Annotated in this window: 22 protein-coding genes; 8 read left to right on the top strand and 14 right to left on the bottom strand. The window is 66.3% G+C overall.

Features of this window, described 5'->3' with window-relative positions; genetic code table 11:
- Positions 1–33 precede the first annotated feature (33 nt).
- A complete protein-coding gene (gene pyc / locus OSH10_RS09590) occupies positions 34–3,474 on the top strand; it encodes a pyruvate carboxylase (protein ID WP_266331442.1) in 3,441 nt (1,146 codons plus the stop codon).
- A gap of 293 nt (positions 3,475–3,767) precedes the next feature.
- On the opposite strand, the gene OSH10_RS09595 is transcribed toward pyc, so the two are convergent.
- From OSH10_RS09595 to OSH10_RS09620, 6 genes are all read right to left on the bottom strand, one after another.
- Positions 3,768–4,061, bottom strand: a complete 294-nt coding sequence (locus tag OSH10_RS09595; RefSeq protein WP_266331443.1) for a GIY-YIG nuclease family protein — start codon at positions 4,059–4,061, stop codon at positions 3,768–3,770.
- A 295-nt stretch (positions 4,062–4,356) separates the two neighbouring features.
- Positions 4,357–5,715: an extensin family protein gene (locus OSH10_RS09600; protein WP_266331444.1), complete on the bottom strand. Its 1,359-nt coding sequence runs from the start codon at positions 5,713–5,715 to the stop codon at positions 4,357–4,359.
- Between the two features lie 100 nt (positions 5,716–5,815).
- On the bottom strand, positions 5,816–6,754 hold the full coding sequence (locus tag OSH10_RS09605; protein WP_266331445.1) for a Gfo/Idh/MocA family protein: 939 nt from the start codon (positions 6,752–6,754) through the stop codon (positions 5,816–5,818).
- Between the two features lie 91 nt (positions 6,755–6,845).
- Entirely contained in the window at positions 6,846–7,322 is a 477-nt protein-coding gene (locus OSH10_RS09610; protein ID WP_266331446.1) for a GNAT family N-acetyltransferase, read from the bottom strand.
- Positions 7,319–8,347: a patatin-like phospholipase family protein gene (locus OSH10_RS09615; RefSeq protein WP_266331447.1), complete on the bottom strand. Its 1,029-nt coding sequence runs from the start codon at positions 8,345–8,347 to the stop codon at positions 7,319–7,321. The genes OSH10_RS09610 and OSH10_RS09615 overlap by 4 nt, the downstream gene beginning before the upstream one ends.
- Positions 8,344–9,141, bottom strand: a complete 798-nt coding sequence (locus tag OSH10_RS09620) for a 3-hydroxybutyrate dehydrogenase (protein WP_266331448.1) — start codon at positions 9,139–9,141, stop codon at positions 8,344–8,346. The genes OSH10_RS09615 and OSH10_RS09620 overlap by 4 nt, the downstream gene beginning before the upstream one ends.
- A gap of 175 nt (positions 9,142–9,316) precedes the next feature.
- Between OSH10_RS09620 and OSH10_RS09625 the strand changes: the two genes are divergently transcribed.
- The gene (locus tag OSH10_RS09625; RefSeq protein ID WP_266331449.1) at positions 9,317–9,853 is read left to right on the top strand and encodes a transcriptional repressor; all 537 of its coding nucleotides are present in this window, start codon (positions 9,317–9,319) and stop codon (positions 9,851–9,853) included.
- A 172-nt stretch (positions 9,854–10,025) separates the two neighbouring features.
- A complete protein-coding gene (gene ispG, locus OSH10_RS09630; RefSeq protein WP_266331450.1) occupies positions 10,026–11,309 on the top strand; it encodes a flavodoxin-dependent (E)-4-hydroxy-3-methylbut-2-enyl-diphosphate synthase in 1,284 nt (427 codons plus the stop codon).
- Positions 11,310–11,357: 48 nt separating this feature from the next.
- Here ispG and OSH10_RS09635 read toward each other — a convergent pair whose 3' ends face one another.
- Positions 11,358–11,738: an endonuclease domain-containing protein gene (locus tag OSH10_RS09635; protein ID WP_266331451.1), complete on the bottom strand. Its 381-nt coding sequence runs from the start codon at positions 11,736–11,738 to the stop codon at positions 11,358–11,360.
- Between the two features lie 209 nt (positions 11,739–11,947).
- On the opposite strand from OSH10_RS09635, the gene OSH10_RS09640 reads away from it, so the two are divergent.
- Positions 11,948–12,754, top strand: a complete 807-nt coding sequence (locus OSH10_RS09640) for a YbaY family lipoprotein (RefSeq protein ID WP_266331452.1) — start codon at positions 11,948–11,950, stop codon at positions 12,752–12,754.
- Positions 12,755–12,775: 21 nt separating this feature from the next.
- Here OSH10_RS09640 and OSH10_RS09645 read toward each other — a convergent pair whose 3' ends face one another.
- From OSH10_RS09645 to OSH10_RS09655, 3 genes are all read right to left on the bottom strand, one after another.
- The gene (locus tag OSH10_RS09645; RefSeq protein ID WP_266331453.1) at positions 12,776–13,690 is read right to left on the bottom strand and encodes a polyprenyl synthetase family protein; all 915 of its coding nucleotides are present in this window, start codon (positions 13,688–13,690) and stop codon (positions 12,776–12,778) included.
- 140 nt (positions 13,691–13,830) lie between these two features.
- A complete protein-coding gene (locus OSH10_RS09650; RefSeq protein WP_266331454.1) occupies positions 13,831–14,358 on the bottom strand; it encodes a carboxymuconolactone decarboxylase family protein in 528 nt (175 codons plus the stop codon).
- 124 nt (positions 14,359–14,482) lie between these two features.
- Positions 14,483–15,034 (bottom strand): peroxiredoxin, encoded by a 552-nt coding sequence (locus OSH10_RS09655; RefSeq protein WP_266331455.1) that lies wholly within the window; start codon positions 15,032–15,034, stop codon positions 14,483–14,485.
- 184 nt (positions 15,035–15,218) lie between these two features.
- On the opposite strand from OSH10_RS09655, the gene OSH10_RS09660 reads away from it, so the two are divergent.
- Together OSH10_RS09660 and mtgA are read left to right on the top strand one after the other, a co-directional pair.
- The gene (locus OSH10_RS09660; protein ID WP_266331456.1) at positions 15,219–16,151 is read left to right on the top strand and encodes a hydrogen peroxide-inducible genes activator; all 933 of its coding nucleotides are present in this window, start codon (positions 15,219–15,221) and stop codon (positions 16,149–16,151) included.
- A complete protein-coding gene (mtgA, locus tag OSH10_RS09665; protein WP_266331457.1) occupies positions 16,148–16,849 on the top strand; it encodes a monofunctional biosynthetic peptidoglycan transglycosylase in 702 nt (233 codons plus the stop codon). The genes OSH10_RS09660 and mtgA overlap by 4 nt, the downstream gene beginning before the upstream one ends.
- Here the strand turns inward: mtgA and hpxZ are convergent.
- Entirely contained in the window at positions 16,846–17,241 is a 396-nt protein-coding gene (gene hpxZ / locus OSH10_RS09670; RefSeq protein WP_266331458.1) for an oxalurate catabolism protein HpxZ, read from the bottom strand. The two genes, mtgA and hpxZ, sit on opposite strands and share 4 nt — an antisense overlap.
- Before the next feature lie 196 nt (positions 17,242–17,437).
- Between hpxZ and OSH10_RS09675 the strand changes: the two genes are divergently transcribed.
- On the top strand, positions 17,438–18,616 hold the full coding sequence (locus OSH10_RS09675) for a fumarylacetoacetate hydrolase family protein (protein ID WP_266331459.1): 1,179 nt from the start codon (positions 17,438–17,440) through the stop codon (positions 18,614–18,616).
- Positions 18,617–19,044: 428 nt separating this feature from the next.
- On the opposite strand, the gene OSH10_RS09680 is transcribed toward OSH10_RS09675, so the two are convergent.
- The gene (locus OSH10_RS09680; RefSeq protein ID WP_266331460.1) at positions 19,045–20,913 is read right to left on the bottom strand and encodes an ABC transporter ATP-binding protein; all 1,869 of its coding nucleotides are present in this window, start codon (positions 20,911–20,913) and stop codon (positions 19,045–19,047) included.
- Positions 20,914–21,203: 290 nt separating this feature from the next.
- On the opposite strand from OSH10_RS09680, the gene guaD reads away from it, so the two are divergent.
- A complete protein-coding gene (gene guaD, locus OSH10_RS09685) occupies positions 21,204–22,547 on the top strand; it encodes a guanine deaminase (RefSeq protein WP_266331461.1) in 1,344 nt (447 codons plus the stop codon).
- A 140-nt stretch (positions 22,548–22,687) separates the two neighbouring features.
- On the opposite strand, the gene OSH10_RS09690 is transcribed toward guaD, so the two are convergent.
- Together OSH10_RS09690 and OSH10_RS09695 are read right to left on the bottom strand one after the other, a co-directional pair.
- Positions 22,688–24,088 (bottom strand): glycoside hydrolase family 1 protein, encoded by a 1,401-nt coding sequence (locus OSH10_RS09690; RefSeq protein WP_266331462.1) that lies wholly within the window; start codon positions 24,086–24,088, stop codon positions 22,688–22,690.
- Positions 24,089–24,182: 94 nt separating this feature from the next.
- Complete coding sequence (locus OSH10_RS09695; RefSeq protein WP_266331463.1) at positions 24,183–25,136, bottom strand: ABC transporter permease; 954 nt, start codon at positions 25,134–25,136, stop codon at positions 24,183–24,185.
- Positions 25,137–25,161: the final 25 nt, after the last annotated feature.

The raw sequence follows: 25,161 nt of genomic DNA on the forward strand, positions 1-25,161 counted from the left end.
CAGCGACAGAGCACGGCAATGTTGGGGGAATACGTGACCATCAAGAAAATCCTGGTCGCCAACCGGTCCGAAATCGCCATCCGCGTTTTTCGCGCGGCGAATGAGCTGGGCATCACGACCGTCGCGATCTTCGCCGAGGAAGACAAGCTCGCGCTGCACCGCTTCAAGGCGGACGAGGCCTATCAGGTCGGCAAGGGTCTCGGCCCCATCGAAGCCTATCTGAACATCGCCGACATCATCCGCATCGCCCGCGAGGCGAAGGTCGATGCCATCCATCCGGGCTATGGCCTGCTCTCCGAGAGCCCCGAATTCGCCGAGGCCTGCGCCGAGGCTGGGATCATCTTCATCGGCCCGTCGCCCGATACCATGCGCATGCTCGGCAACAAGGTCGCCGCGCGCAATCTGGCGATCTCGGCCGGCGTGCCCGTCATGCCGGCGACCGATCCGCTGCCGGACGACCCGGAATTCATCAAGGCGGAGGCAGCCCGCATCGGCTATCCGCTGATGCTCAAGGCCTCCTGGGGTGGCGGCGGACGCGGCATGCGCGTCATCCGCGACGAGGAGACCCTGCTCAAGGATGCGATCACCGCCAAGCGCGAGGCCAAGGCCGCCTTCGGTAAGGACGAGATCTATCTCGAGAAGCTGGTCGAGCGCGCCCGCCACGTCGAGGTGCAGATCCTCGGCGACCAGCACGGCAACATCGTCCACCTCTATGAGCGCGACTGCTCGGTGCAGCGCCGCCACCAGAAGGTCGTCGAGCGCGCCCCCGCGCCCTACCTCGCCGAAAGCGAGCGCAAGGAAATCACCGACTACGGCGTCAAGATCGCCAAGGCATCGAACTATTACGGCGCCGGCACCGTCGAATTCCTGATGGATGCCGATACTGGCAAGTTCTACTTCATCGAAGTGAACCCGCGCATCCAGGTCGAACACACCGTCACCGAGCAGGTGACCGGCATCGACATCGTCAAGGCGCAGATCCACATCGCCGAAGGCGCGGCCATCGGCACGCCCGAATCCGGCGTACCCGAGCAGGACGCCATCCGCCTGAACGGCCATGCCCTGCAGTGCCGGATCACGACGGAAGACCCCGAGCAGAACTTCATCCCGGATTACGGCCGCATCACCGCCTATCGCGAGGCGTCGGGCTTCGGCATCCGCCTCGACGGCGGCACGGCCTATTCCGGCGCGGTGATCACCCGCTTCTACGACCCGCTGCTGGAAAAGATCACCGCCTGGGCGCCGACGCCGCAGGAAGCGATCTCGCGCATGGACCGCGCGCTGCGCGAATTCCGCATCCGTGGCGTCGCGACCAACCTGACCTTCGTCGCCAACATCATCAACCACCCGCAGTTCCGCGACAATTCCTACACGACGCGCTTCATCGACACGACGCCGGAGCTGTTCTCGGCGGTGCGCCGGCGCGATCGTGGCACCAAGCTGCTCAACTACATCGCCGATGTCACCGTCAACGGCCATCCCGAGACGCGCGGCCGCGTCAAGCCGAAGGCCGACGCGCTCGCCAAGGTCATCCCGCATTTCGCGGCCGACCCGGCCCCCGGCACCAAGCAGTATCTGGACGCGCACGGTCCCGAAGCCCTCGCCAAATGGATGCGCGCCGAAAGCCGCGTCCTGATCACCGACACGACCATGCGCGACGCGCACCAGTCGCTGCTCGCCACCCGCATGCGCACGCATGACATCGTCGGGATCGCCGACGCCTATGCACGCGGCCTGCCGGGGCTTCTCAGCCTCGAATGCTGGGGCGGCGCCACCTTCGACGTCTCGATGCGCTTCCTGACCGAGGATCCCTGGGAACGCCTCGCCATGGTGCGCGAGCGCGCGCCGAACATCCTGCTGCAGATGCTGCTGCGCGGCGCCAATGGCGTCGGCTACACCAACTATGCCGACAATGTCGTCAAGTTCTTCGTCAAGCAGGCGGCCAAGGGCGGCGTCGACCTGTTCCGCGTGTTCGACTGCCTGAACTGGGTCGAGAACATGCGCGTCTCGATGGATGCGGTGCGCGAGGAGGGCAAGGTCCTCGAGGCGGCGATCTGCTACACCGGCGACATCCTCGATCCCGACCGCGCCAAGTATGACCTGAAATACTATGTCGGCCTGGCCAAGGACCTGGAAAAGGCCGGCGCGCATGTCATCGGCCTCAAGGACATGGCCGGCCTGCTGAAGCCGGCCGCCGCCAAGAAGCTGATTGCGACGCTGCGCTCCGAGACCGAACTGCCGATCCACCTGCACACGCATGACACGTCCGGCATCTCCGCCGCGACCGTGCTGGCCGCGGTGGAAGCCGGCGTCGACGCCGTCGACGCGGCGATGGACGCGCTGTCCGGACTGACCTCGCAGCCCTGCCTCGGCTCGATCGTCGAGGCGCTGAAGGGCTCGGATCGCGACACCGGACTCGACCCCGATGCAATCCGGAAGATCTCGTTCTACTGGGAGGCAGTGCGCGGCCAGTATGCCGCCTTCGAGAGCGACCTGAAGGCCGGCGCCTCGGAAGTCTACCTGCACGAGATGCCGGGCGGCCAGTTCACAAATCTGAAGGAACAGGCCCGCTCGCTCGGCCTCGACACGCGCTGGCACGAGGTCGCGCAGGCCTATGCCGACGTCAACCAGATGTTCGGCGACATCGTCAAGGTGACGCCGTCCTCCAAGGTCGTCGGCGACATGGCGCTGATGATGGTGTCGCAGAACCTGTCCGTCGCCGACGTCGAGAACCCGGCCAAGGACATCGCCTTCCCGGATTCGGTCGTGCAGATGATGCGCGGCGATCTGGGTCAGCCGCCGGGCGGTTGGCCGCAAGCGATCCAGAAGAAGGCGCTGAAGGGCGAGACCCCGTCGACGGCGCGCCCCGGCTCGCTGATCGCCGACGCCGACCTCGAGGCCGAGCGCAAGACGGCCAGGGAGAAGGTCGGCAATGGCGAGATCGACGATTTCGCCCTCGCCTCCTACCTGATGTATCCCAAGGTCTTCACCGACTTCGCCAAGGGCCTGCAGAACTGGGGGCCGACCAGCGTGCTGCCGACCCCGGTCTATTTCTACGGCCTGCCGGTGGGCGAGGAGATCCTGGTCGAGCTCGAAAAGGGCAAGACCATGGTGATCCGGATGCAGGCCATCGGCGACGCCGACGAGGAAGGCCTGATCCGCGTCTTCTTCGAGCTGAACGGCCAGCCGCGCGTCATCAAGGTGCCCGACCGCGCCAATGCCGGGTCGGTCGTCGCCAAGCGCAAGGCCGAGGACGGCAACCCGAACCATGTGCCGGCGCCGATGCCGGGCGTCGTCTCGACGCTCGCGGTCAAGGCCGGCCAGACGGTCAAGGCCGGCGACGTGCTGCTGTCGATCGAGGCGATGAAGATGGAAACCGCCATCCACGCGGACCGCGACGGCACGATCGCCGAAGTCCTGGTCCACGCCGGCAGCCAGATCGACGCCAAGGACCTTCTGGTAGTGTTCGGATAGGATCTTTCGGGACGCGGTTCCCTGGGATCGCGTCCCGGATTTCGAGACGCCTCCAGCAGACTGGACAACCGTCAGAAATGGTGGAGCTCCGCTGGACCCTCCTTCGAGGCTTCGCTCCGCGAAGCTCCTCAGGATGATGACTGATTTTGTTTCGAGAGTGGAACACCATGCCGGAGCAGGCTCGGTGGTTCCAATCCTGCAGGCTATCCGATCGCACGACCTTCATCCTGAGGTGCCCGGCGAAGCCGGGCCTCGAAGGAGGGTCCAGCCACCTCCAAACCAACCGTTGAACGTCAACGGGCACCCGGCCGCTTGGACAGGATCTGCACGAGCGCCCACTCGCCACGGACCAGCGCTTCCTTCTTGGCTCGCGACCAGCCTTTCAGTTGGCGCTCGGCCGCGTGCGCGTCGGTGATCCGCTCGAAATCCTCGGCCCAGACCAGTTCGACCGGACGGCGGGAAAACGTGTAGCCGCGATAGGCGCCCGACTGATGCTCCAGCAAGCGCCTTTGCTTGTCCTCGGCCGCCGTCGAGCCGACGTAATAGGACCCATCCGCACAGCGAAGCATATAGACGGACGCGCCCATCGAGCCTCCTGGAGCCCTCCTTCGAGGCCCGGCTTCGCCGGGCACCTCAGGACGATGACTTTGGGTTTCGTGGAAGTTTGGGTGAGGTCCGGCCCAAGCGCAACGCGATTCGTGAAGGCGTCAGCATCACAAAGCCAACTAAACAGCGCGGCTACCGCCCAAACGCTCTCCGCCTTGCTTCTCACCCTCTACCATCATCCTGAGGTGCTTCGCGCCAGCGAAGCCTCGAAGGAGGGTCCAGCGAACTCGGATCTTTCGTTTGAAGACAGATACAAGGGCGGAGCGCGCCCCAACCTCAGTGACAGTACTTGCGGCCGCCGCCCTTGCCGCGCTGGCGCAGGTCCATGTGGTAGTGGTCCTCATGGTAGCCGTCGGAGCCCGGCCCCAGCACCGTGTTGAACTTGTCGCAGGCCGACACGCGCGCCGCCTTCAGGAATGTGTCTTCCTTCTCGGTGCGATCCTTCGCCTTGGATACCGTCACCCAGCGGCCTTTCACCTCGAACGCCGCGATATCGACGGCATTGAGGAAGGCGTGTTCGGAGAGCATGGCGTTGGCGACGCGGTTGCGGCCGCGGCAGGAATAGGAATCCGCCACCCGCAATGCCGTCACCCGGCCGCCCAGCGTCACCTGCGCCGAGGGCTGGATGTCCTCCTCGACCCAGCGGGCCAGCGTCGTCGCCATCGCGCAGTTGATCTTGGCGCCCGGCTGGAGATCCACCTTGCCGCCTTCGAGCGCCGTGACGTCGAACGGATCCGGCCCGCCACAGCTGCCGGCATGGATCGCCGGCAGGGCGGCGGCCGAGATCTTCAGCCCGCTCATGGACGCCCTGCAGGCGGCGAGCGCCTCCGGCACGGCGGGGGTGATCTTGGGAACCAGAGCGGCCAGCACCACCTCCGGCTTGCGACGCGGCATGGGCAGCGCGGGCGGCGGCGCCTCGGCGACCGCGGATTTTTCGTCCTCGGTTTTACCAATGGGCGCGGGATCGGCCGGGGCGAGCGCAGCTTCCTTATCCGGCGGTGGCAGCCGGTCGCCCTTCTTCAGGCTGCCGTCGACATTTCGCCCCTCGGTCGGCGTCGGCTTCAGCAGCGTCGGCAGCACGGGCGGCGCAAAGGCGAGTTCGCCCTCGCTCGGCGGATCGGCCGGCACCGCGCCGGCGAGCGCGGAAGCGGCGGCGATGGCGCCGGCGGCAAGAGCGGGGTCGGCGGGAACGGGCACCGTCTTCACCGTGCCGACCGTCGCCTCGGCCGGGGCCGGAATGGCGACCAGCCCGGCTGCCTTGCGGTCCTCCGCCGGCTTCGTCCGCGGCAAGGGCGTGGCGGCTACGGCCGGCGCCTGGGGCGCCACCGCCTCGACCGCCTCGGCCTTAACGGGAGGGCGCGGGGTGGGTAACGGCGTGCTAACAGCCGCGCTGGCCGCCGGGGTTTCCGCGACCGGCGGCGGCGCCGCCGCCGCCTTGGCAGGCTCGACGGCCCGTGGGGCGCGATGCGGCTTCCGCTTGGCGGGCTTGCGCTCAGAAGTCTGGTTGACCTTGGGAAAGACCTTCTGGAACAGCTGGTCGGGGGTGACAGCCCGGGCCTCGATCGGCATCGCGCCGACGAACAGGGCGGCCAGAAGGCCGCCCGCGCCAAACGTCAGGACCCGCAATTTTGCCATCGCCGTACCTGCCCGCCTCATGATTGCCAGTGGCTTCTCAAAGATAAGCAACGCAATGCAACAGCGTTCCGTTCCGGCCGGCGCCGCGGGACGCCCTCGCCTACCAGACGAAGGCCTCCGTCAGATCGCGCCGCCCGACCAGCATGGCATCCGCGACGAGACGCAGCGGCGCCCCGTCGACATCGCTCTGGCCGGACGCGAGAAGCCGGGCGAAATGGGCGTAGATCCGCTCATATTCCTCGCTCGGCGCCTCGACGGCGAGCTTGCCGTCGACCTCCAGCGCCGCGCCGCCCTTGTAGAGGCGCAACCTGTGGCCAGCGGCGGTCTCGATCGTCATGTGCCACTTCTCGTCGCCCTGCTCGCGCCAGTCGAAGTCTGCGGTGAGGGCCGGCTGTGACGCCTCGGCGCTGCCGAAAGTGAGCTTGGCCGCGATCGGCGTCTGCCGGTTTTCCGGATAGGTCAGCGTCGCCGCCTTCACGAAGGGCGCGAAGGGCAGGATCTTGACGAAGATTGACAGCGCATTGATGCCGGGATCGAACACGCCGAAGCCGCCCGGCTCCCAGATCCATTCCTGGCCCGGATGCCACTTCTTGACGTCCTCGCGCCATTCGATCTTGACCGAACCGACGCCATGCTGGGCGAGCAGCGCCTTGGCCTCGTCCACGGCCGGGTTGAACTGCGAATGCCAGGTGGCGAACAGAACCTTGCCTTTCGCCGCTGCAAACGCCTTCAGATCCTCGAATTCGGCCAATGTTGCCGCCGGCGGCTTCTCAAGCAGCACATGCTTGCCGGCTTCGAGCGCCTCGCGGGCGATGGTGTGGCGGACGTCCGGCGGAGTATTGACCGAGACGATGCCGATCTCCGGCATCGCCGCGTAGAGATCGGCCGCCGTCTTGAAGCTCGGCACGCCGTTATGGCTGAGCCCACGCTGGCTGACCACCGCCGCGACCTCGAAATCGTCGCTCTTGTCGATCACCGGCAGGTGCTGGTCCTGCGTGATCTTGCCGAGCCCGATGATCGCGATTTTCTGCTTGGCCATCTATTCCGCCCTGATCGTTTCTGCTGTTTGATTTGGTTGTGGGCGATCTAACACCATGCAGCGCCGGATCGCAAAAGGCCCGACCCGCCGGTCAGGCGGGCTCGACGTCGAGATGCCGGATGAAGATCACCAGCTTGTGCGCGCCGACATCGCGCTCGACCTCCGTCCAGCCGCGCGCGGCGTAATAGCCGCTCTTCTCCGGCACGGCGCAGAGGTAGATGCGGTCGAAGCCGAGCGCGCGGGCCTCGTCGACGATGCGGCCCGACAGCATCTCGCCCATGCCCTGCCGGCGCTCTTCCGGCTCCACCCACAGCGCCGCCAGCCAGGGCGTATATTGCGGCCGCTCCTCGACATCGCTGTCGATCAGAATGGCGGAGCCGACGAATTCGTCGCCCCGATGCGCGACGACCCCGAGCGGCACGGCGTCGGTCTTGAACTGGCGCAGATGGCCGAGCAGCGTCGCCAGCGGCTCGCCGGCCTCGCGCCACCAGGCATGCCACATCCGGTCGGCGACGGTGCCGATGAATTCAGAGCGCGCGGCAAGGCTGGAGATCGTCACGTCGGTCACTGGAACTGAGCCCTCAAATCCACGGTGTCGCGCACGCCTATATCGGCAAAATGAGCCTGGAGCCAATCCTCCGCCGCCATCCGGCCGGCGGCCTGCAACTCCTCGAAGAAGGCCCGCGACGTATCGAACTTGGTCGAGGCCGAGAACTTTTCCAGCGCCTTGCCGGCATCGATGCGATGGATGCGGTTGTGGCGGTAATGGCCGGGATCGAGCCTTCCCTCGGCCAGCATCCGGTTGACGAAGTCGATGGTGCGGAGTTCGCGCAGCAGCGAGGCATTGAAGGTAATCTCGCTCATCCGCTCCAGGATTTCCTTGGTCGAGGTCGGCACGGTGGGTCGCTCGATCGGGTTGATCTGCACCAGCAGGATGTCGGCCGTCCGGGTTTCGGTGAAGAACGGAAACAGCGCCGGATTGCCCGTGAAGCCGCCGTCCCAGTAAGGCTCGCCATCGACTTCGACGGTCTGGAAGAGATAAGGCAGGCAGGCCGAGGCCATCACCGCATCGACCGTGATGCCGCCATCGGAAAACACCTTGATCTTGCCGGTCTTCACCGCCGTCGCCGAGATGAACAGCCTTGGCGCGGCGCAGGCGCGGACCCGCTCGAAATCGACCATCTCGATGACGATCTCGCGCAGCGGGTTGATGTTCATCGGGTTGAAGCCGTAGGGCGAGGAGAAGTTCGTCATCGCCTCGATCATGTGGATGGGCTGCATCGCCGGCACCCGCCAGGCGCCCATCCAGGCGCCGATGAAATCCCGCGCCGAGGCGCCGGGGCGGCCGGCGGCGCTGACCCGCATCCAGAATTCCTGGAGCCGCGAGCGCGCGCCCGCCGCGCCGTCGCGCGCCATGCCGTCGGCGAGCGCCACGGCGTTCAGCGCGCCGGCGCTGGTGCCCGAGATCGCCTCGAAGCCAAGGCGGCCGTCTTCCAGCAGCCTGTCGAGCACGCCCCAGGTAAACGCCCCATGCGCCCCGCCGCCCTGCAGGCCGAGATTGATGATCTTCCGTCCCGGTGCCGCGGCGCTCATGCCGCCGTCCAGCCGCCATCGATCGACTGCAGCGATCCGGTGATGCTGCGCGCGCCATCGGTGGTCAGGAACAGCGCCAGCGCCGCCACTTCCTCGACGGTAACGAATTCCTTGGTCGGCTGGGCGGCGAGGATGACGTCCTTCTTCACCTGCTCCTCGGTCATGCCGCGCGCCGCGGCGGTGGCCGGAATCTGCTTTTCCACCAGCGGGGTCCAGACATAGCCGGGGCAGATGGCGTTGACCGTGATGCCCTTGTCGGCCACTTCGAGCGCGACCGTCTTGGTGACGCCGGCAATGCCATGCTTCGCCGCGACATAGGCCACCTTGTAGGGCGAGGCGACCAGCGCATGCGCCGAGGCCGTCGAGATGATGCGGCCCCAGCCCTTCTGCTTCATCGCCGGCAGCGCCAGGCGGATGGCGTGGAAGGCCGCGGTCAGGTTGAGCGCGATGATCAGGTTCCACTTGTCGACCGGGAATTCATCGATCGGGGCCACATGCTGCACGCCGGCATTGTTGACCAGCACGTCGATGGCGCCGAACTCCTTCTCGACATCGCCGATCATGGTGGCGATCTCGTCCTCGCGCGTCATGTCGGCGCCGGAATAGCGCACCTCGACGCCGAACTCGGCCGCCAGCTCGGCACGCAGCTTTTCTATCGCCACCGGGTCACCGAAGCCGTTCAGCACGACATGAGCGCCGGCGCCCGCCATGGCCCTCGCCATGCCGAGACCGATGCCGGAGGTCGATCCCGTCACCAGCGCAACCTTGTCCTTCAGATGACCGTCCTTCGACATGAATTCGCTCCGGAATGAATGATAAGGGGTGAGAACCGAGCCAGACGACCATATATTGCGGCGCAGCAGCAAGGGAAGTTGACGTCGGTGTCGCGCCCCGCTCGGCCTTGCGGGCGATCCGTGATAGAACGCGGCGCGGCGGATCCTTGCCCGCGCGCATGAGGATTGGATGACCATGAGCGGAGCCAAGCACGCCACGGCGACCGGAACGGACCAGATCGTGCTCGAACATAGCGACCACGACCACGACCATTGCGCCCGCGACGCCATCGCCCATGCCGAGGCGATTTCCGCCGCCGAGGGCCTGCGCTTCACGGAGCAGCGCCGCAAGGTTCTGGCCGCTCTCGCCGAAAGCCATGTCCCCGCCAGCGCCTATGACGTGATCGACCGGCTCGCCGCCGAGGGCCCCCGCCCGGCGCCGGTCTCCGTCTATCGCGCGCTCGAATTCCTGGTCGAGCACGGCTTCGCGCACCGGATCGAAAGCCGCAACGCCTATATCGCCTGCTCGCGCGGCCCGGAGGGCCACGACAAGCCCGGCCATGGCGCGGCCACCGTCTTCCTGCTCTGCGAAAGCTGCGGCGCCGCGGGCGAGGCCTCGTCCGCCGCGCTGACCGAGGCGCTCGCCGCCGTGACGCAGGCGGCCGGCTTTGCGCCGCGCGCCCCGATCATCGAAATCCGCGGCCTCTGCGCCCGCTGCCGCGAGGCGGCATGATGCCTGGCGATACGCTCCTGCACCTGAGCCCGAAAAGCTCTCGCCCGCTTGCGGGAGAGGGTTGGGTGAAGGCCTTGCCTTCAAACGAAGTTCCAAATTCGCGCCTTCGGCGCGCCCTCACCCCAGCCCTCTCCCGCATGGCGGGAGCGGGAGCGACAACGCGTGATCTCGCATGAACGAAATCTCTTGCTCCCCCGAATTCACCGCCGGCCCGCTGCCGCGCCGCCGCGCCACTGCCGTGCGTGTCGGCAAGGTCCTGGTCGGCGGCAACGCCCCCGTGGTCGTGCAGTCGATGACCAATACCGACACGGCCGACATCGACGGCACCGTGGCGCAGATCGCGGCCCTGGCCCGCGCCGGATCGGAACTGGTGCGCATCACCGTCGACCGCGACGAGGCGGCGGCCGCCGTGCCCTTCATCAAGGAGAAGCTGCTCGCCCGCCGCATCGACGTGCCACTGATCGGCGACTTCCACTATATCGGCCACAAGCTTCTGACCGATCATCCGGCCTGCGCCGAGGCGCTGGACAAATATCGCATCAATCCCGGCAATGTCGGCTTCGGCGAGAAGCGCGATCGCCAGTTCGCGACGCTGATCGAACTCGCGATAAAATACGACAAGCCGGTGCGCATCGGCGTCAACTGGGGTTCGCTCGACCAGGACCTGCTCACCCGCCTGATGGACGAGAACGCCGCTTCCGCCACGCCGATCTCGGCTGCCGCCGTGATGCGCGAGGCGATCTGCCAATCGGCCATCCTTTCCGCCAACCTTGCCGAGCAGATCGGCCTGCCGCGGGAAAAGATCATCCTCTCGGCCAAGGTGTCGAACGTGCAGGACCTGATCGCCGTCTATCGCGATCTCGCCCGCCGCTCCGACCATTGCCTGCATCTGGGCCTCACCGAGGCCGGCATGGGCACCAAGGGCATCGTCGCCTCCTCGGCCGCGATGGGCATTTTGCTGCAGGAAGGCATCGGCGACACGATCCGTGTCTCGCTGACGCCGGAGCCGAACGGCGACCGCACCCGCGAGGTGCAGGTGGCGCAGGAACTGCTGCAGACCATGGGGTTCCGCGCCTTCCTGCCGATCGTCGCCGCCTGCCCCGGCTGCGGCCGCACGACCTCGACCGTGTTCCAGGAACTGGCGAGCCGCATCCAGGAAGACATCCGCACCTCGATGCCGGTCTGGCGCGAGCGCTATCCCGGCGTCGAGGCGCTGAAGGTCGCGGTGATGGGCTGCATCGTCAACGGCCCCGGTGAATCGAAGCACGCCGACATCGGCATCTCGCTCCCCGGCACCGGCGAAACCCCGGCCGCGCCCGTCTTCATCGACGGCAAGAAGGCGATCACGCTGCGGGGCCCCGCCATTGCCGAAGATTTCCGCAAGCTCGTGGATGAGTATATCGAGAAGCGGTTTGGGATTGGCGCGAAGGCAGAGGCGCCGGAAGCAGCGGAGTAGGCGCGAACGCCCCCTCCCCGAAAACGCAGAAGCGTTTTCGACCCTCCCTCAAGGGGAGGGTTCGGAGCGAGCTTGTTCTGCTGCGTCTGCGATGGCCCTGTAGACCGCTTCGACGTTGTTCATCACATCGGGATTGGTGAGGCGCAGGACACGGAAGCCCCGCGCTTCGAGCCATGCGGTCCGCCTTGCGTCGGCAGCGATCGCCGCCTCGGCAAAATGCTGGCTGCCATCGATCTCGACGACCAGGCGACGTTCGGCACAGAAGAAGTCGACGATGAACGGACCGATCGGGACCTGGCGCCGGAACTTCAGGCCCTCGACGGCGCGAGCCCGCAATCGCAGCCAGAGCCGGAACTCCGCTTCCGTCATGTTCCGGCGCATGGTGCGGGCAAAGCCAAGTTGACGAGGATCTGCGATACGCCGGCTCATCTCCAGCCTCCCAAGATCTTCCGTCAGTCTTGCGGGATTCCACGGTTTCGGCAAGCTTCGCTGAACCCTCCCCTCGAGGGAGGGTCAAAACGGGCGGAGCCCGTTTTGGGGAGGGGGACTATCAGTAGCCACCCTCGATTGCCCCCGTTTACGGCGGCTTCCGTAGAGACTAGATCTGTTGCGTTCGCCCCCGTCATCGAGGATCGATCGTGATCAAGCTTCTGCCGATGCGCCTGTTATTTGTCCTCGCCATCCTGACCGCGCCGAGCCTGGCGCTCGCGCGGCCGCTCGATGGCTCCGTCACCTATCGCGAGCGCATCGCGCTGGACCCCAAGGCGGCCATCACCGTCACCCTGGTCGATGTCAGCCACGCCGACGCCCCGGCCAAGGTGATCGCCAAGCAGCGCATCCGGCCGCGCGGGCGCCAGGTGCCGATCGATTTCCGCCTGCATTACGCGCCGAACCGGATCAAGCCCGGCCACCGCTACCAGCTGCAGGCGCGGATCGATCGCGGCGACGATCTGCTGTTCATCAACAAGGAAGCCGTCCCGATCTCGCCGCTCGATACCAAGGGGCCGGTGACGATCCGGGTGCAACCGGTCGCGGATGGCGATGCGCCGGCCGGTGCGGGCAAGCCCACCCGGACCAAGGCCGCCGTCAATCCGGGGCCGTCAGCCCCGCTCCAGAGCACCGAATGGCTGGCCGAGGACATTGGCGGGCGCGGCGTGCTCGATATCGTGCAGTCGACGCTGACCATCGAGGGCGGCGGCAAGATCTCCGGCTCGGGCGGTTGCAACCGCTATTTCGGGACAGTTACGGTCGAGAGCGGCAAGATCAAGGTCGGGCCGCTCGGCGCGACACAGATGGCCTGCGTCCCGGCCCAGATGGACCAGGAACGGAAGTTCCTCGATGCGCTCTCCAGCACCCGCGGCTATCGCATCGAAGGGTCGAAGCTGACCCTGCTCGACGCGAACGGCAAGCCGCTGGCGCGGCTGGTCCGAAACACCAAGACCTAGAACCCCTCGCCTTTCCGAACCTCAAACCTCGCGGTTGGCGACGAAATGCGCGGCGGCGGCCAGCGTCTCGGCGCGGTTCCCGAGCGGCGCCAGCACGCCTTCCGCCTCGAGGACGAGATCGTCCAGCATGGCGCGCACCGGCGTGACACCATAGAGGCCGACCAGCGTACCCTTGCCGCGCGACGAATCCTTGCCGGTCGCCTTGCCCAGCGCCTCCGTCGTCGCCGTCTCGTCGAGGATGTCGTCGGCGAGCTGGAAGGCGAGGCCGATGATCTCGCCGAAACGGCGGATGCGCGCCCGGTCATCCGCCGATGCGCGACCGAGAAGGGCGCCGGCCTCGCAGGAAAAGCGGATCAGCGCGCCGGTCTTCATCGCCTGCAACCGGCGGATCGCCACCTCGTCGGGCGTCTCGGTCTCGGCCTGAAGGTCGAGCATCTGCCCGCCGGCCATGCCGCCGAGTCCAGACGCGCGAGCCAGCCCCAGCACCAGGTCGGCCCGGACAAGCGGATCCACATCGGTAGCGGGATCGGCCAGGATGTCGAAGGCCAGCGTCTGCAACGCATCGCCGGCCAGGATCGCGGTCGCCTCGTCGAAGGCGCGATGCACCGTCGGCCGGCCGCGCCTCAGGTCGTCGTCGTCCATGGCCGGAAGGTCATCATGCACCAGGCTGTAGGCGTGCAGGCATTCGAGCGCCGCGCCGACGCGCAGCGCGCCCTCGGTGTCGGCGTCGAACATCCTTGCCGTCTCGATGGCCAGGAAGGCGCGCAGCCGCTTTCCGCCGCCGAGCGTGGCATGGCGCATCGCCTCGACCAGCCGGACCGGCCGGGCGATCTCGCCCTCGCGCGGATTGGAGCCGAGCACGCGATCGAGCGCGCGCTCGACCGCCGTCGCCGCGCCGGAAAGGCGGGCTGCAAAATCATCGTCAAGCCGAACCAAGATTGCCTCATCGATACGCCGGGGTCCCGGAAGCCTTGCCGCGATCGGGAGGCCGGCGTCAAGCTTGGCGTTCAGCAGCGATCCGGGACGACGGGCCTGCCCACCATCGCAAGGGGCAGGCCGTCGGGAGTATCCCGCGATCAGGCGGCCTCGGCGGCTTCGAGCGAGACGGCGACCGACTGGATGATCGCGGCGAAGCGGACCGCGGCCTGGATGATGTCGGAGGGCACATTCGCCTTCTTCAGCACGGCCTCGTGGCTGTCCATGCACATGCCACAGCCATTGATCGCCGAGACGGCGAGCGACCAGAGCTCGAAATCGACCTTGTCGACGCCGGGATTGCCGATGACGTTCATGCGCAGCTTGGCCGGCATGGTGCGGTATTCGGGGTTCGAGACCAGATGGCTGAAGCGGTAATAGACGTTGTTCATCGCCATGATCGAGGCGGCCGACTTGGCTGCGGCGAGAACGGCGGGCGCCAGATGCGGCGTGGCTTCGGCCTCGAGCGCCGCCTTCACGACCGGGCTGCGGCTGGCAATGCCGCAGGCGACCATCAGGCCGTATTTCTGCTGCGGCGTGAGCGTCTCGTCGGAAGCGAGCGTCGACAGATTGAGGCGGACATCCTTGGCGAAGTCGGGGATGCGGGACTTCAGCTGATCGATCGACATGAAAAACCTTCAGGGAGAGAGCGCCTCGAAGGCCGGCGGCCGGCGAAGCGCCCTGGGAAACGGAACGAGGCCGGGCGCCCCGGGGTCCGCGCTAAGGCGAAGCCGGGGCGTCCGGAAACCAGGCTCAGGCTGCCAGCGTGGCGCCGCCGACGTCGCGGTTGCAGGCGCAGAGCTCGTCGGTCTGCAGCGCGTCGAGGACGCGCAGCGTGTCCTTCGGATTGCGGCCGACATTGAGGTTGGTCGCGTAGGAATGCTGGATCACGCCATCGGGATCGACGATGTAGGTGACGCGGTAGGCGACGCCGTCCGGCGAACGCACGCCGAGGCCGTCGACCAGCGAACCATTGGTGTCGGCGAAGTTCCAGATCGGCAGCTTGTCGAGATCCTTGTGATCGCGGCGCCAGGCGAGCTTCACGAACTCGTTGTCGGTGGATCCGCCGAGCACGACGGCGTCGCGATCCTCGAAATCACCCGACAGGCGGGCGAATTCGGCGATCTCGGTCGGGCAGACGAAGGTGAAGTCCTTCGGGTAGAAGAAGATCACCTTCCACTTGCCGGGGAAGCTTTTCTCGGTCAGCGTCTCGAAGGCGCTCTCGCCATTTTCTTCGTGGCTGTTGAAGCCGGGCTTCACGCCGGTCACGGAAAATTCGGGCAGCTTGTCGCCAATGCCGAGCATTTGTCTCTCCTGTCACGATGGGGATCGTGTTGTGAACTTCCGCAGTGCAGCTAACCCCGGAGAGTCGCTGCTGCATGTGCGAATGGATCTCACGCGGGAGCGGTTCGGTCAAATCGTAATAACCGGAGTTTGGCATCGGAAATCCCGATTGCCGCTGCCGCCATCGGCGGCTATAGCAGGCTCCATGCTGTTGCCGACGCTCCGCCAGATGCAGTATTTCGTCGCCCTCGCCGAAACCGGATCGTTCAGCCGGGCGGCGAACGTCTGCCATGTCACGCAATCCACGCTTTCCGACGCCGTCCGCCAGCTGGAGGAGACGGTCGGCGTGTCCCTGATCGACCGCTCCAACCGGACGATGGCGCTGACGGCGGCGGGCGAGGAGGCGGTGCGACGCATGAAGGCGCTGCTGGTCGACGCGCGCGAGATGGTCGATGCGGCGCGCGCGAGCCAGGCGCCGCTTTCCGGCCGCATCCGCCTGGGCGTCATCCCGTCGATCGCGCCCTATTTCCTGCCGCGCGCCCTCCCCGAGCTGCGCCGCGCCTATCCCGATCTGCGCCTCCATTTGCGCGAGGACCTGACGCGGACCCTGCTGGATGATTTGCGGGGCGGCCGGCTCGACATCTGTCTCATCGCCTTCCCGGTCCAGACCGAGGGGCTGGCGACGGAGATCATTGCCGAGGACAGCCTGCTGCTCGCCGTCGATGCCGGCCACCGGCTCGCCGGCCGCAAGACCGTGCAGCGCGAGGAGCTCGCGGAGGAGACGCTGCTGCTGCTGGAGGACGGCCATTGCCTGCGCGATCACATCCGCGCCGTGGCGCCCGGCCTCGCGGACCAGCAGAACGAGGAGATCCGGGCCTCCAGCCTGACCACCCTCGTCCATATGGTGGATAACCGGCTCGGCATCACCTTCCTGCCGCGGATTGCCGTCGAGGCGGGGATCCTGTCGGGAACCGACATCCAGCTTTCCGAACTCGACGGCAAGGCGGCGCGCCGCTCGCTCGGCCTCGTCTGGCGCAACGGATCAAGCCGCGAGGGCGATTTCCGGCTGCTCGCCGGCTTCCTGCGCCGGTTCGCCATCGAGCCCGTCCGCGATCGAGCCGCACTGGATTCCGCATGACCTTCCAACTGCCGGCCGCTCTCGCCCGACCGTTTGCAGGTCGCAAGCGCCTCGTCACAGGTGTCGCCAAAGTGTTTGCCCTCCTCGTTGCCCTGCCCCTGATCCTGACGCCGATCTATGCGGTCGTGCCGCCGGTCTCGACGCTGATGCTGTGGTCCGGCCTCACCGGCCAGGGCATGAAGCGCGACTGGGTGCCGCTCGACGAGATCTCGCCGAACCTCGTCAACTCGGTGATCATGTCCGAGGACGGCCAGTTCTGCTCGCATTGGGGCGTCGACTGGGGCGCGCTCAACGCGGTGCTCGACCGCGAGGGGGGGCCTTCGCGGGGCGCCAGCACGATCGCGATGCAGACGGTGAAGAACCTGTTCCTGTGGTCGTCGCGCTCCTACATCCGCAAGGGGCTGGAGATTCCGCTCGCCTATTACGCGGATTTCATCCTGTCGAAGCGGCGGGTGATGGAGATCTACCTGAACATCGCCGAATGGGGGCCGGGCCTGTTCGGCGCCGAGGCCGCATCGCAGTTCTATTTCAAGAAGCCCGCCGCCAAGCTGACGCCGCGCCAGGCGGCGCTGCTGACCGCGGCGCTGCCCAACCCGATCACCCGCAATCCGGCCAAGCCGACCCGCTATCTGAACAGCCGCGCCCGCAACATCGAGGCCCGCGCCCGCGCCGCCCGCGATTATGTCGGCTGTCTCTAGGACACCGCATCCGGATCGGCGATGACGCTGACATGGGCGGCGACCACGCGCCAGCCGGCCGGGGTTCGGATCCATGTCTGCATCTGGCGGCCGACCTTTCCGGGCGCATTGTCGCGCCGGAACAGCGTCGAGGCCGTGCCGAAATCGCGGCCATAGGTCGTCACCACCGTGCGCTCGAGGGCGCGGGCGAGACCCGCCGGCGAACGGCCGGCCCGATACGCCTGGATCTCGGCATAGCCGTACAGGTTCTCGCCGCCGCCATAGCGGATCGTCGTGGGCGCGGCGTGAAACAGCCCGTCCAGCGCCTCGACATCATTCGTCACCAGCGCCGTTTCATAGCGGGCGAAGGCGGCTTCCAGCTCGGCCTTCACCTCCGGGATGTCGATTTCCATGGCGAAAAGTCCTTCCAAAGCGGGGTCGGCCGGGAAAATTGCACAGAAGCCGAGCCTCCGCATGCGCAAATCCGGGGCAGCCAGCGCCCTAAAACCGACCAGCCATATGGTCTAAACCTCCTCGCGCGGTATAACGGTGGCCCGCTCTTTCATTCCTCAAGATCGGCTTCATCGCTGAACGTCCTGGAGATTGTCTATGCCGCTCGACACTGCTGCCCCCTTCGCGCTGCCCGAGGATGCGGAGGCCGCAACCCTGGTCGGCCGCGTCTTCCGCCCCGACGTCGACGGACCTTCGGTCGTGGCGCTGCGCGATGGCCAGTTGATTGACATTACCGCGTCGGTCGTCACCATGCGTGACCTTTGCGAAAATCAGGATCCGGCCCACGTCGCCGCGACCGCCGATGGCGAATTTGTCGGCAGCTTCGAGGAGATCCTCGCCAACACGCCGGTCGCCAATCGCGACCCGTCCAAGCCCTATCTGATCGCGCCAATCGACCTGCAGGCCGTCAAGGCCGCCGGCGTCACCTTCGTCGTCTCGATGCTCGAGCGCGTGATCGAGGAACAGGCCCGCGGCCTGCCCGAGCGCGCCACCGCGATCCGCTCCGAGATCCTCTCGACCATCGGCGACGACCTGGCGGCGCTGCGCCCCGGCTCCGAGCAGGCGGCAGCACTGAAGAAGCTGCTGATCGAGAAGGGCATGTGGTCGCAGTATCTCGAGGTCGGCATCGGTCCGGACGCGGAGATCTTCTCCAAGGCGCAGCCCATGTCGGCCGTCGGCCACCTGGCCGAGATCGGCATCCATCCGATTTCGACCTGGAACAATCCCGAGCCGGAAGTCGTTCTGGTCGTCTCCTCGACCGGCAAGATCGTCGGCGCGACGCTCGGCAACGACGTCAACCTGCGCGATGTCGAGGGCCGCTCGGCCCTGCTGCTGTCGAAGGCCAAGGACAACAACGCCAGCGCCTCGATCGGCCCGATGATCCGCCTGTTCGATGGCGGTTTCTCGCTCGACGACGTGCGGGCGACGGAAGTGCGCCTGACGGTGGACGGCGAGAGCGACGGCTTCCGCATGGATGGCGGCAGCGCCATGTCGAAGATCAGCCGCGACCCGGAAGACCTGGTCAAGCAGACCATCGGCCGGAACCACCAGTATCCGGATGGCTTCGTGCTCTATCTCGGCACGATGTTCGCACCGGTGCAGGACCGCGACGGCCCCGGCCAGGGCTTCACGCACAAGGTCGGCGACATCGTTACGATCAGCGCGCCGAAGCTCGGCAGCCTGTCGAACCGCGTCGTCCTCTGCCCCGATGCCGAGCCCTGGACCTTCGGCACGGCGGCGCTGATGCGCAACCTTGCCGGCCGCGGCCTGCTCTGAGGCATGAATAACCGGCCCTCCCGTCGGGGAGGGTCGGATTCGTCTGGAGCGGGCTGTCTCGCGGACCAGAGCTTTGCCGCTCCCTGAGCTCCGCACCGCCGCGAACCCGTGTCTTGCCCCTCTCGATGACAACATCCTGAAAGAGGCTTGCGGAGCAAGCCGTCTCGAAGGACGTACGGTCCGAGGGGCAAGCCTTTACGCCACAGTCGCTCAGCGTGCTTCGAGTCGGCCCTCAGGGCCTCCTCAGCCTGTCGAGGATCGTGCCGGATGAGATCGTCGCGCTGAACAAGAGCCTGCCCCGGACCAGATCCGAGGCCCAGGCCACAAGGCCTCCGGTCGAGTGTCTATGACCTGACCGGATTGTTCCCTGGACCCTCACCCAGAACTTCGCTCTGACCTCTCCGTCAGGAGAGGAGAAGGCAGCCCGATCAGGCGGTCGCCAACTCGGCCTTGCCCTCGTCGAACTGGTAGCGATACAGCTTCTCGTAGACGCCGCCCATGCGGACGAGTTCCGGATGGGTGCCCACTTCCACGACGCGGCCGCGCTCGATCACGGCGATCTTGTCCGCGCTCAGGATCGTCGCCAGACGGTGCGCGATGACAATCGTCGTGCGACCTTCGACGAGCTTGTCCAGGGCGATCTGGATCATGCGCTCGGATTCGGAATCCAGCGCCGAGGTCGCCTCGTCCAGCAGCAGGATCGGCGCGTTCTTCAGGATGGCACGGGCAATCGCCAGACGCTGGCGCTGACCACCCGAAAGCTGCACGCCGTTCTCGCCGACATGGCTGTCATAGCCATTCGGCAGGTTGCGGATGAAGCCATCGGCAAACGCGTCCACAGCAGCGGCCTCGACCTCTTCGTCGGTCGCATCGAGGCGGCCGATGCGGATATTGTCGCGCACCGTGCCCGAGAACAGGAACACGTCCTGGCTGACGAAGGCGATGTTGTGCCGGAGCGAACCGACCGAGACGGTGCGGATATCCTGGTCGTCGATCCGGACGGAGCCTTCCTGCACGTCATAGAAGCGCTGGACCAACGAGAGAATCGTCGACTTGCCGCCGCCGGACGGGCCGACCAGCGCCAGGCGCTGGCCGTGATCGACCGAAAGATTGATGCCAGACAGTACCCTATCGACCGGCCGGTAGCCGAAGGCGACATCGATCAACTCGATCTTGCCGCGCGTGAGCCGGAGCGGCGGATGATCGTCGGTCTCCGTGGCGCTCGGCGGATGATCGAGGATGTTGAAGAGCGCACGAACCGGCGCCAGGCTCTCCGCGATGCTGACATTCAGGCGAGCCAGGCGCTTGGCCGGCTCATAGGCGAGCAGCAGCGCCGTGATGAACGACATGAACTCGCCGGGCGTCTTGCCGGCCGAGATCGTCGCCCAGCCCGAATACAGGATCACGAGACCGATCGAGATGCCGCCCAGCGATTCCATCAGCGGGCTGGTGCGCGCCTGCAGCTGCGACACCTTGTTGGCGCGTTGCTCGACGGAGGAAACCGCCGTCACCATGCGCTCGCGCATGTGTTCGCTCAGGCCGAATGCCTTGACGATCTTGGCGCCCTGGACGGTTTCCTGGATGATCGAAATGATCTGCGTGCTCGAGGCGAATTCCTGCTTGGCGATGGCGCGGATGCGCTTGACGAGCTTGGACACGCTGATGATCGCGATCGGCGCCACCACCAGCGCGATCATCGACATCAGCGGAGCCTGGTAGACCATCACCGTGATGAGGCCGATCAGCGTCACCAGATCGCGGCCGAGGCTGAGCACGATGGTATCGAGGATCGAGCGGATGGCGTTCGAACCGCCCGAAATCGACATGATCAGTTCGCTGGAAGCGCGATCATTGTAGAAATCGAGGCCGAAACGCAGGCAGCGATCGTAGAAGCGCTTCTGGTTCTCGGCGACGATGCGATTGCCGATCCGGCTCTGCACCACCACCTGGCCATAGGTCGCGAAGCCCTTGACGATGAAGATCGCCATGACCCCGAACGACAGCACCCACAGCATCTCGATGCTCTGCGCGACGAAGATCTGGTTGACGACGTCACGCATGATCCAGGCGGAGAGCGAGGTCATGGCCGCGACGATGAAGAGGAACAGGAAGGAGATCATGTACCCCTTCCGATGATCGCGGAAGTTGGCGCGCAGAATGCGCACGACCACGCCGACCGTTCCCTCATCATTGTTGATGATCGCGCGGTAGAAATCGCCCCAACGCCGCAAATTCAGCTTTCCGTCGTCGGAAGGCAGCGGGGATTTGGGAAGCACTTTCGCTTCGGGCTGGGTCATGTGCACGCGATCCGGCGCCAGATGGGCGCGCGCGGATCTCTGCTCCGTCCTGTTGTTGACAGCGCCTTTTATCGGCTGCGCGGACCTCTGTCCACAAAGGGGCCTGCGGCGGATGCGAACGGCCGCGTCCCGAAACCCGCTCCAGCAGGAATGTCTTCATCATGCCCGAGGCTCGCCGCTCGATGCCTCTGGCATTTCCAGCCCGGTTGTCGGATCGTGAGCCTCTGCTCCGGAGCGCCTCCAGGGCCGCGCCAAAGCTGTTCGATCGATCGTCCCGAAAGGATCTCACCATGACGCTGCGGGCAATCCGCGCCCCCGCCATGACGTTTCGCGGCGACCCCTTCCGCCTCGATTCGGGCGAAGCGCTGCATTATTGGCCCGATGCGCTGATCGTCATCGAGGATGGCAGGTTCGTTCGCATCGACGATGCCGCAGCGGGGCTTGCCGCCCTCGCCCCGGATATCGCCATCACCCATTACCCCGACTCGCTGATCTGCCCCGGCTTCATCGACGCGCATGTGCACTACCCGCAGATGCAGATGATCGGCGCCTTCGGGGCCGGGCTGCTCGAATGGCTCGACAAATATACCTTCGTCGCCGAGCAGGACTTCGCCGATCCGGACCACGCCCGCGACGTGGCGAAACGCTTCCTGCGCGAGCTGCTGCGGGCCGGCACGACGACGGCTTCGGTCTATTGCACCGTCCACCCGCAATCCGTCGATGCGCTGTTCGAGGAATCGGTGCGATTCAACACGCGCATGATCGCCGGCAAGGTGATGATGGACCGCAATGCGCCGGAAGCCCTGCTCGATACGGCCGAGAGCGGCTACGCGCAGTCAAAGGCGCTGATCGAGAAATGGCATGGGCGCGGCCGCCAGCTCTATTGCATCACGCCGCGCTTCGCGCCGTCTTCGACCGAAGCGCAGTTGGAGGCCGCCGGCCGCCTCTGGCGCGAGCATCCCGGCACCTATGTCCAGACGCATCTGTGCGAAAACCAGGGCGAGATCGAATGGGTCCGCGACCTGTTCCCCGAGCGCTCCAGCTATCTCGACGTCTATGACCATGCGGGCCTGACCGGCCCGCGCGCCATCTTCGGCCACGCCGTGCACATGGAGGAGGAAGACTTCGCCTGCTGCCACCGCACCGGCTCGGCGCTGGCGCACTGCCCGACCTCCAACCTCTTCCTCGGCAGCGGGCTGTTCCGGATGGTCGACGCCAAGCACGTCGAGCGCCCGGTCCGGGTCGGCCTCGGCACGGATATCGGCGCCGGCACCAGCTTCTCGCAGCTTCAGACGCTGGGCGAGGCCTACAAGGTGGCGAAGCTCGGCGGCCAGGCGCTGACGGCCGAGCAGGGCTTCTATCTCGCGACGCGCGGCGGCGCCGAGGCGCTGCGGCTGGACGACCGGATCGGGTCGCTCGCGCCGGGCTACGAGGCGGATTTCGTCGTGCTCGACCTCAAGGCGACGCCGCTGCTCGAATTCCGCCTGTCGCATGCCCGCGACCTCGCCGAGACGCTGTTCGTGCTGATGACGCTGGGCGACGACCGCGCCATCCGCGCCACCTACATCGCCGGCGAGCCGGTCTATGAGCGCGACCGGGCGGAGAGCTTTGTCTATCCGGAGCCGACGCCTTAGTTCAAGGAACGCCCCTCACCCTGCCCTCTCCCGCGCGCGGGAGAGGGTTTCGGCCTGCATTCGTATCGATACGGGACTTCAACGAGCACCGATGGGCTCCCTCGCCGCCAGCGGGAGAGGGTCGGGGAGAGGGTCTTCGCTTATCCCGTCGCCGTCACGCCGCCATTCGCGACGATGTCGCGATAGGTGTCAAAACTGCGTTTCGGGGTCCGCTTCTGGGTGTCGAAATCGACATGCACGAGGCCGAACCGGCGGCCATAGCCGTGCAGCCACTCGAAATTGTCGAACAGGCTCCAGACCATGTAGCCGCGCAGGTCGACGCCGTTTTCCTTCGCCTTCAGCGCGGCCTCGATGTGGCGGCGGATATAATTGGCGCGGCGCGGGTCGTGCACCGTGTCGCCGTCCAATACCTCGTCGGTCGGGCCGAAGCCGGCGCCGTTCTCGGTGATGTAGATCGCCGGATTGTCGTATTCGTCGCGGATGCGCTCGAGCAGCCGGCGCAGGTAGTCCGGCCGCACCGGTCCGTTGAAGGCGGCAGGCTCCGGGTCCGGATTGGTGTTCATCCAGTCATAGCCGAGCGGCGCCGAATCCTCCTGGCGGACGAAGGCGGGCGCATAGAAATTGACGCCGAGGAAATCCGGCTTGTTGGCGGCAAGGATGGCGAAATCCGCCTCGAACGGCGCAAAGTCGGGGTTGAGCTGGCGGAACAGCGTCATCACCTCGATCGGGTAGCGGCCCTTGAACAGCGCATCCAGGCACCAGCGATTGATGACGGCGTCGGCCAGCGCCGCGGCCCTGATATCCTCGGACTTGCCGGGATTCTCCGGGATGGTCGGCATCAGCGGCAGCGCCATGCCAATCTCGCCGCGATAGCCGGCGGCACGGAAATCGCCGATCGTCTCGGCGCTGGCGACCAGCCAGTGATGCAGCGCCATTGCCTGGTGGCCATATTGCGCATCGGTGATCGCGAAGGGGCTGCCGACCCCGGACTTGATGTTCTCGATCATCGGCTCGATCAGGAAGAGATCGATGAACGGCTCGTTGAAGGTGATGAACTTCGACACCTTGGCGCCGAGCGCCTCGCGGACCACGCTGGCATAATTGCGGAACCAGCCGACCGATTCCCGATTGAGCCATCCGCCGCGATCGTCCAGCGCCCGCGGCAGGTCCCAGTGATAGAGGGTGACGATCGGCTCGATGCCGGCTTCCAGCAGGTCGACGACGAATTGCTGGTAATGCGCGATGCCCGCCTCGTTGATCCGCCCGACGCCATCGGGAAGGATCCGCGCCCAGGAGAGCGAGAAGCGGTAGCCATTGATGCCGAGCTCGCGCATCAGCGCGATATCCTGGAGATATTGCGCCCGGTCATAGGCGTTGATCGCGACGTTGCCCGTCTCGTGCTTGCCGGTCACAGTCTCGGTCGCGCGGTAGACGTTGGTATAGAGATCCCAGTTCGACAGGCCCTTGCCGTCGGCCTGCCATGCGCCTTCAACCTGATAGGCAGCGCTGGCCGCGCCCCAGAGGAACTTCGTCGAAACCATCAAGGCGCTCCTTTTCATGCCGCCTCACGGGCGGCATTTCGGATTCGACGCCCGGAACGCGGCTTCTTTCGGGCAGCGCCACCTCACCGGCGGTTCAGCTCCGGGCCTTGGCACCTCGTCCGTAGATCAGCAGCATCGCGATGATGACGCAACCATAGATCACCTGCCGCCCGGCCTCGGGCATCTGCATCACCGACAGGATCGATTGCAGCAGGGTGATCAGGATGACGCCGGCGATGGTGCCGAGATAATTGCCCTTGCCGCCGAGGATGTTGGTGCCGCCCAGCACCACCGCGGCGATCGCCGGCAGTAGGTAGGCGTCGCCCATGTTCTGGTAGGCCTTGTTGGAATAGCCGGCGAGCAGCACGCCGGCGAAGGCCGCCATCGCGCCGGAGAAGGCGAAGCAGCCGATCAGCACGCGGTTGGTGTTGACGCCGGAGAGATAGGCGGCGGATTCGCGGTTGCCCACGGCGTAGACGGCGCGGCCAAAGGCGGTACGCTTCAGCAGATAGATGACGAAGGCGCCGACCAGCGCCCAGACGAACAGCGCATTCGGAATGCCGAACAGGCTGCGCTGCACGGCGATGAAATGCATCGCCTCCGTCGCCTGGTCGAGCGGTGCAAAGCCGCCCGTATGCAGCACCATCAGGCCCTGCACCACGGCGTTCATGCCGAGCGTGAAAATCATCGACGGCAGGCGCAGATAGGCGACGCCGAGGCCGTTCAGCACGCCGACGACGGCGCCGCAGAACACGCCGAACGGGATGCAGAGCCAGACGCCGGCCGGGCCGCCCCAGCCGACCATGGCGGTCGCCATCATCGCACCCAGCGTCACCACCCAGGGAATCGACAGGTCGATATGGCCGAGCAGGATAACCATCATCGCGCCGGAGGCGACGATGCCCAGGAAGGCGCCGACCTGCAATTGCTGCAGCAGATACTCCGGCGACAGGAATTCGCGCGAATAGAGCGCGCCGCCGCACAGGATCAGCAGGATGCAGCCAAAGGCGATCGTCACCGAACGATCGATGCCAAGCCGCGCAGCCAAGGTCGGACCTCTCACGGCCCCGGTG

It is taken from the genome of Kaistia defluvii (assembly GCF_026343955.1).
Lineage (GTDB): Bacteria > Pseudomonadota > Alphaproteobacteria > Rhizobiales > Kaistiaceae > Kaistia > Kaistia defluvii.

Bases quoted from the DNA above. Each gene is read 5' to 3' on its own strand.
- OSH10_RS09605 (WP_266331445.1), bottom strand. From the start codon at position 6,754: ATGGCCAAGCAGAAAATCGCGATCATCGGGCTCGGCAAGATCACGCAG.
- OSH10_RS09635 (WP_266331451.1), bottom strand. From the start codon at position 11,738: ATGAGCCGGCGTATCGCAGATCCTCGTCAACTTGGCTTTGCCCGCACC.
- OSH10_RS09600 (WP_266331444.1), bottom strand. From the start codon at position 5,715: ATGGCAAAATTGCGGGTCCTGACGTTTGGCGCGGGCGGCCTTCTGGCC.
- OSH10_RS09615 (WP_266331447.1), bottom strand. From the start codon at position 8,347: ATGAGCGCCGCGGCACCGGGACGGAAGATCATCAATCTCGGCCTGCAG.
- OSH10_RS09660 (WP_266331456.1), top strand. From the start codon at position 15,219: ATGCTGTTGCCGACGCTCCGCCAGATGCAGTATTTCGTCGCCCTCGCC.
- OSH10_RS09650 (WP_266331454.1), bottom strand. From the start codon at position 14,358: ATGTCGATCGATCAGCTGAAGTCCCGCATCCCCGACTTCGCCAAGGAT.
- mtgA (WP_266331457.1), top strand. From the start codon at position 16,148: ATGACCTTCCAACTGCCGGCCGCTCTCGCCCGACCGTTTGCAGGTCGC.
- hpxZ (WP_266331458.1), bottom strand. From the start codon at position 17,241: ATGGAAATCGACATCCCGGAGGTGAAGGCCGAGCTGGAAGCCGCCTTC.
- OSH10_RS09655 (WP_266331455.1), bottom strand. From the start codon at position 15,034: ATGCTCGGCATTGGCGACAAGCTGCCCGAATTTTCCGTGACCGGCGTG.
- OSH10_RS09620 (WP_266331448.1), bottom strand. From the start codon at position 9,141: ATGTCGAAGGACGGTCATCTGAAGGACAAGGTTGCGCTGGTGACGGGA.
- OSH10_RS09595 (WP_266331443.1), bottom strand. From the start codon at position 4,061: ATGGGCGCGTCCGTCTATATGCTTCGCTGTGCGGATGGGTCCTATTAC.
- OSH10_RS09675 (WP_266331459.1), top strand. From the start codon at position 17,438: ATGCCGCTCGACACTGCTGCCCCCTTCGCGCTGCCCGAGGATGCGGAG.
- guaD (WP_266331461.1), top strand. From the start codon at position 21,204: ATGACGCTGCGGGCAATCCGCGCCCCCGCCATGACGTTTCGCGGCGAC.
- OSH10_RS09625 (WP_266331449.1), top strand. From the start codon at position 9,317: ATGAGCGGAGCCAAGCACGCCACGGCGACCGGAACGGACCAGATCGTG.
- ispG (WP_266331450.1), top strand. From the start codon at position 10,026: ATGAACGAAATCTCTTGCTCCCCCGAATTCACCGCCGGCCCGCTGCCG.
- OSH10_RS09680 (WP_266331460.1), bottom strand. From the start codon at position 20,913: ATGACCCAGCCCGAAGCGAAAGTGCTTCCCAAATCCCCGCTGCCTTCC.
- OSH10_RS09690 (WP_266331462.1), bottom strand. From the start codon at position 24,088: ATGGTTTCGACGAAGTTCCTCTGGGGCGCGGCCAGCGCTGCCTATCAG.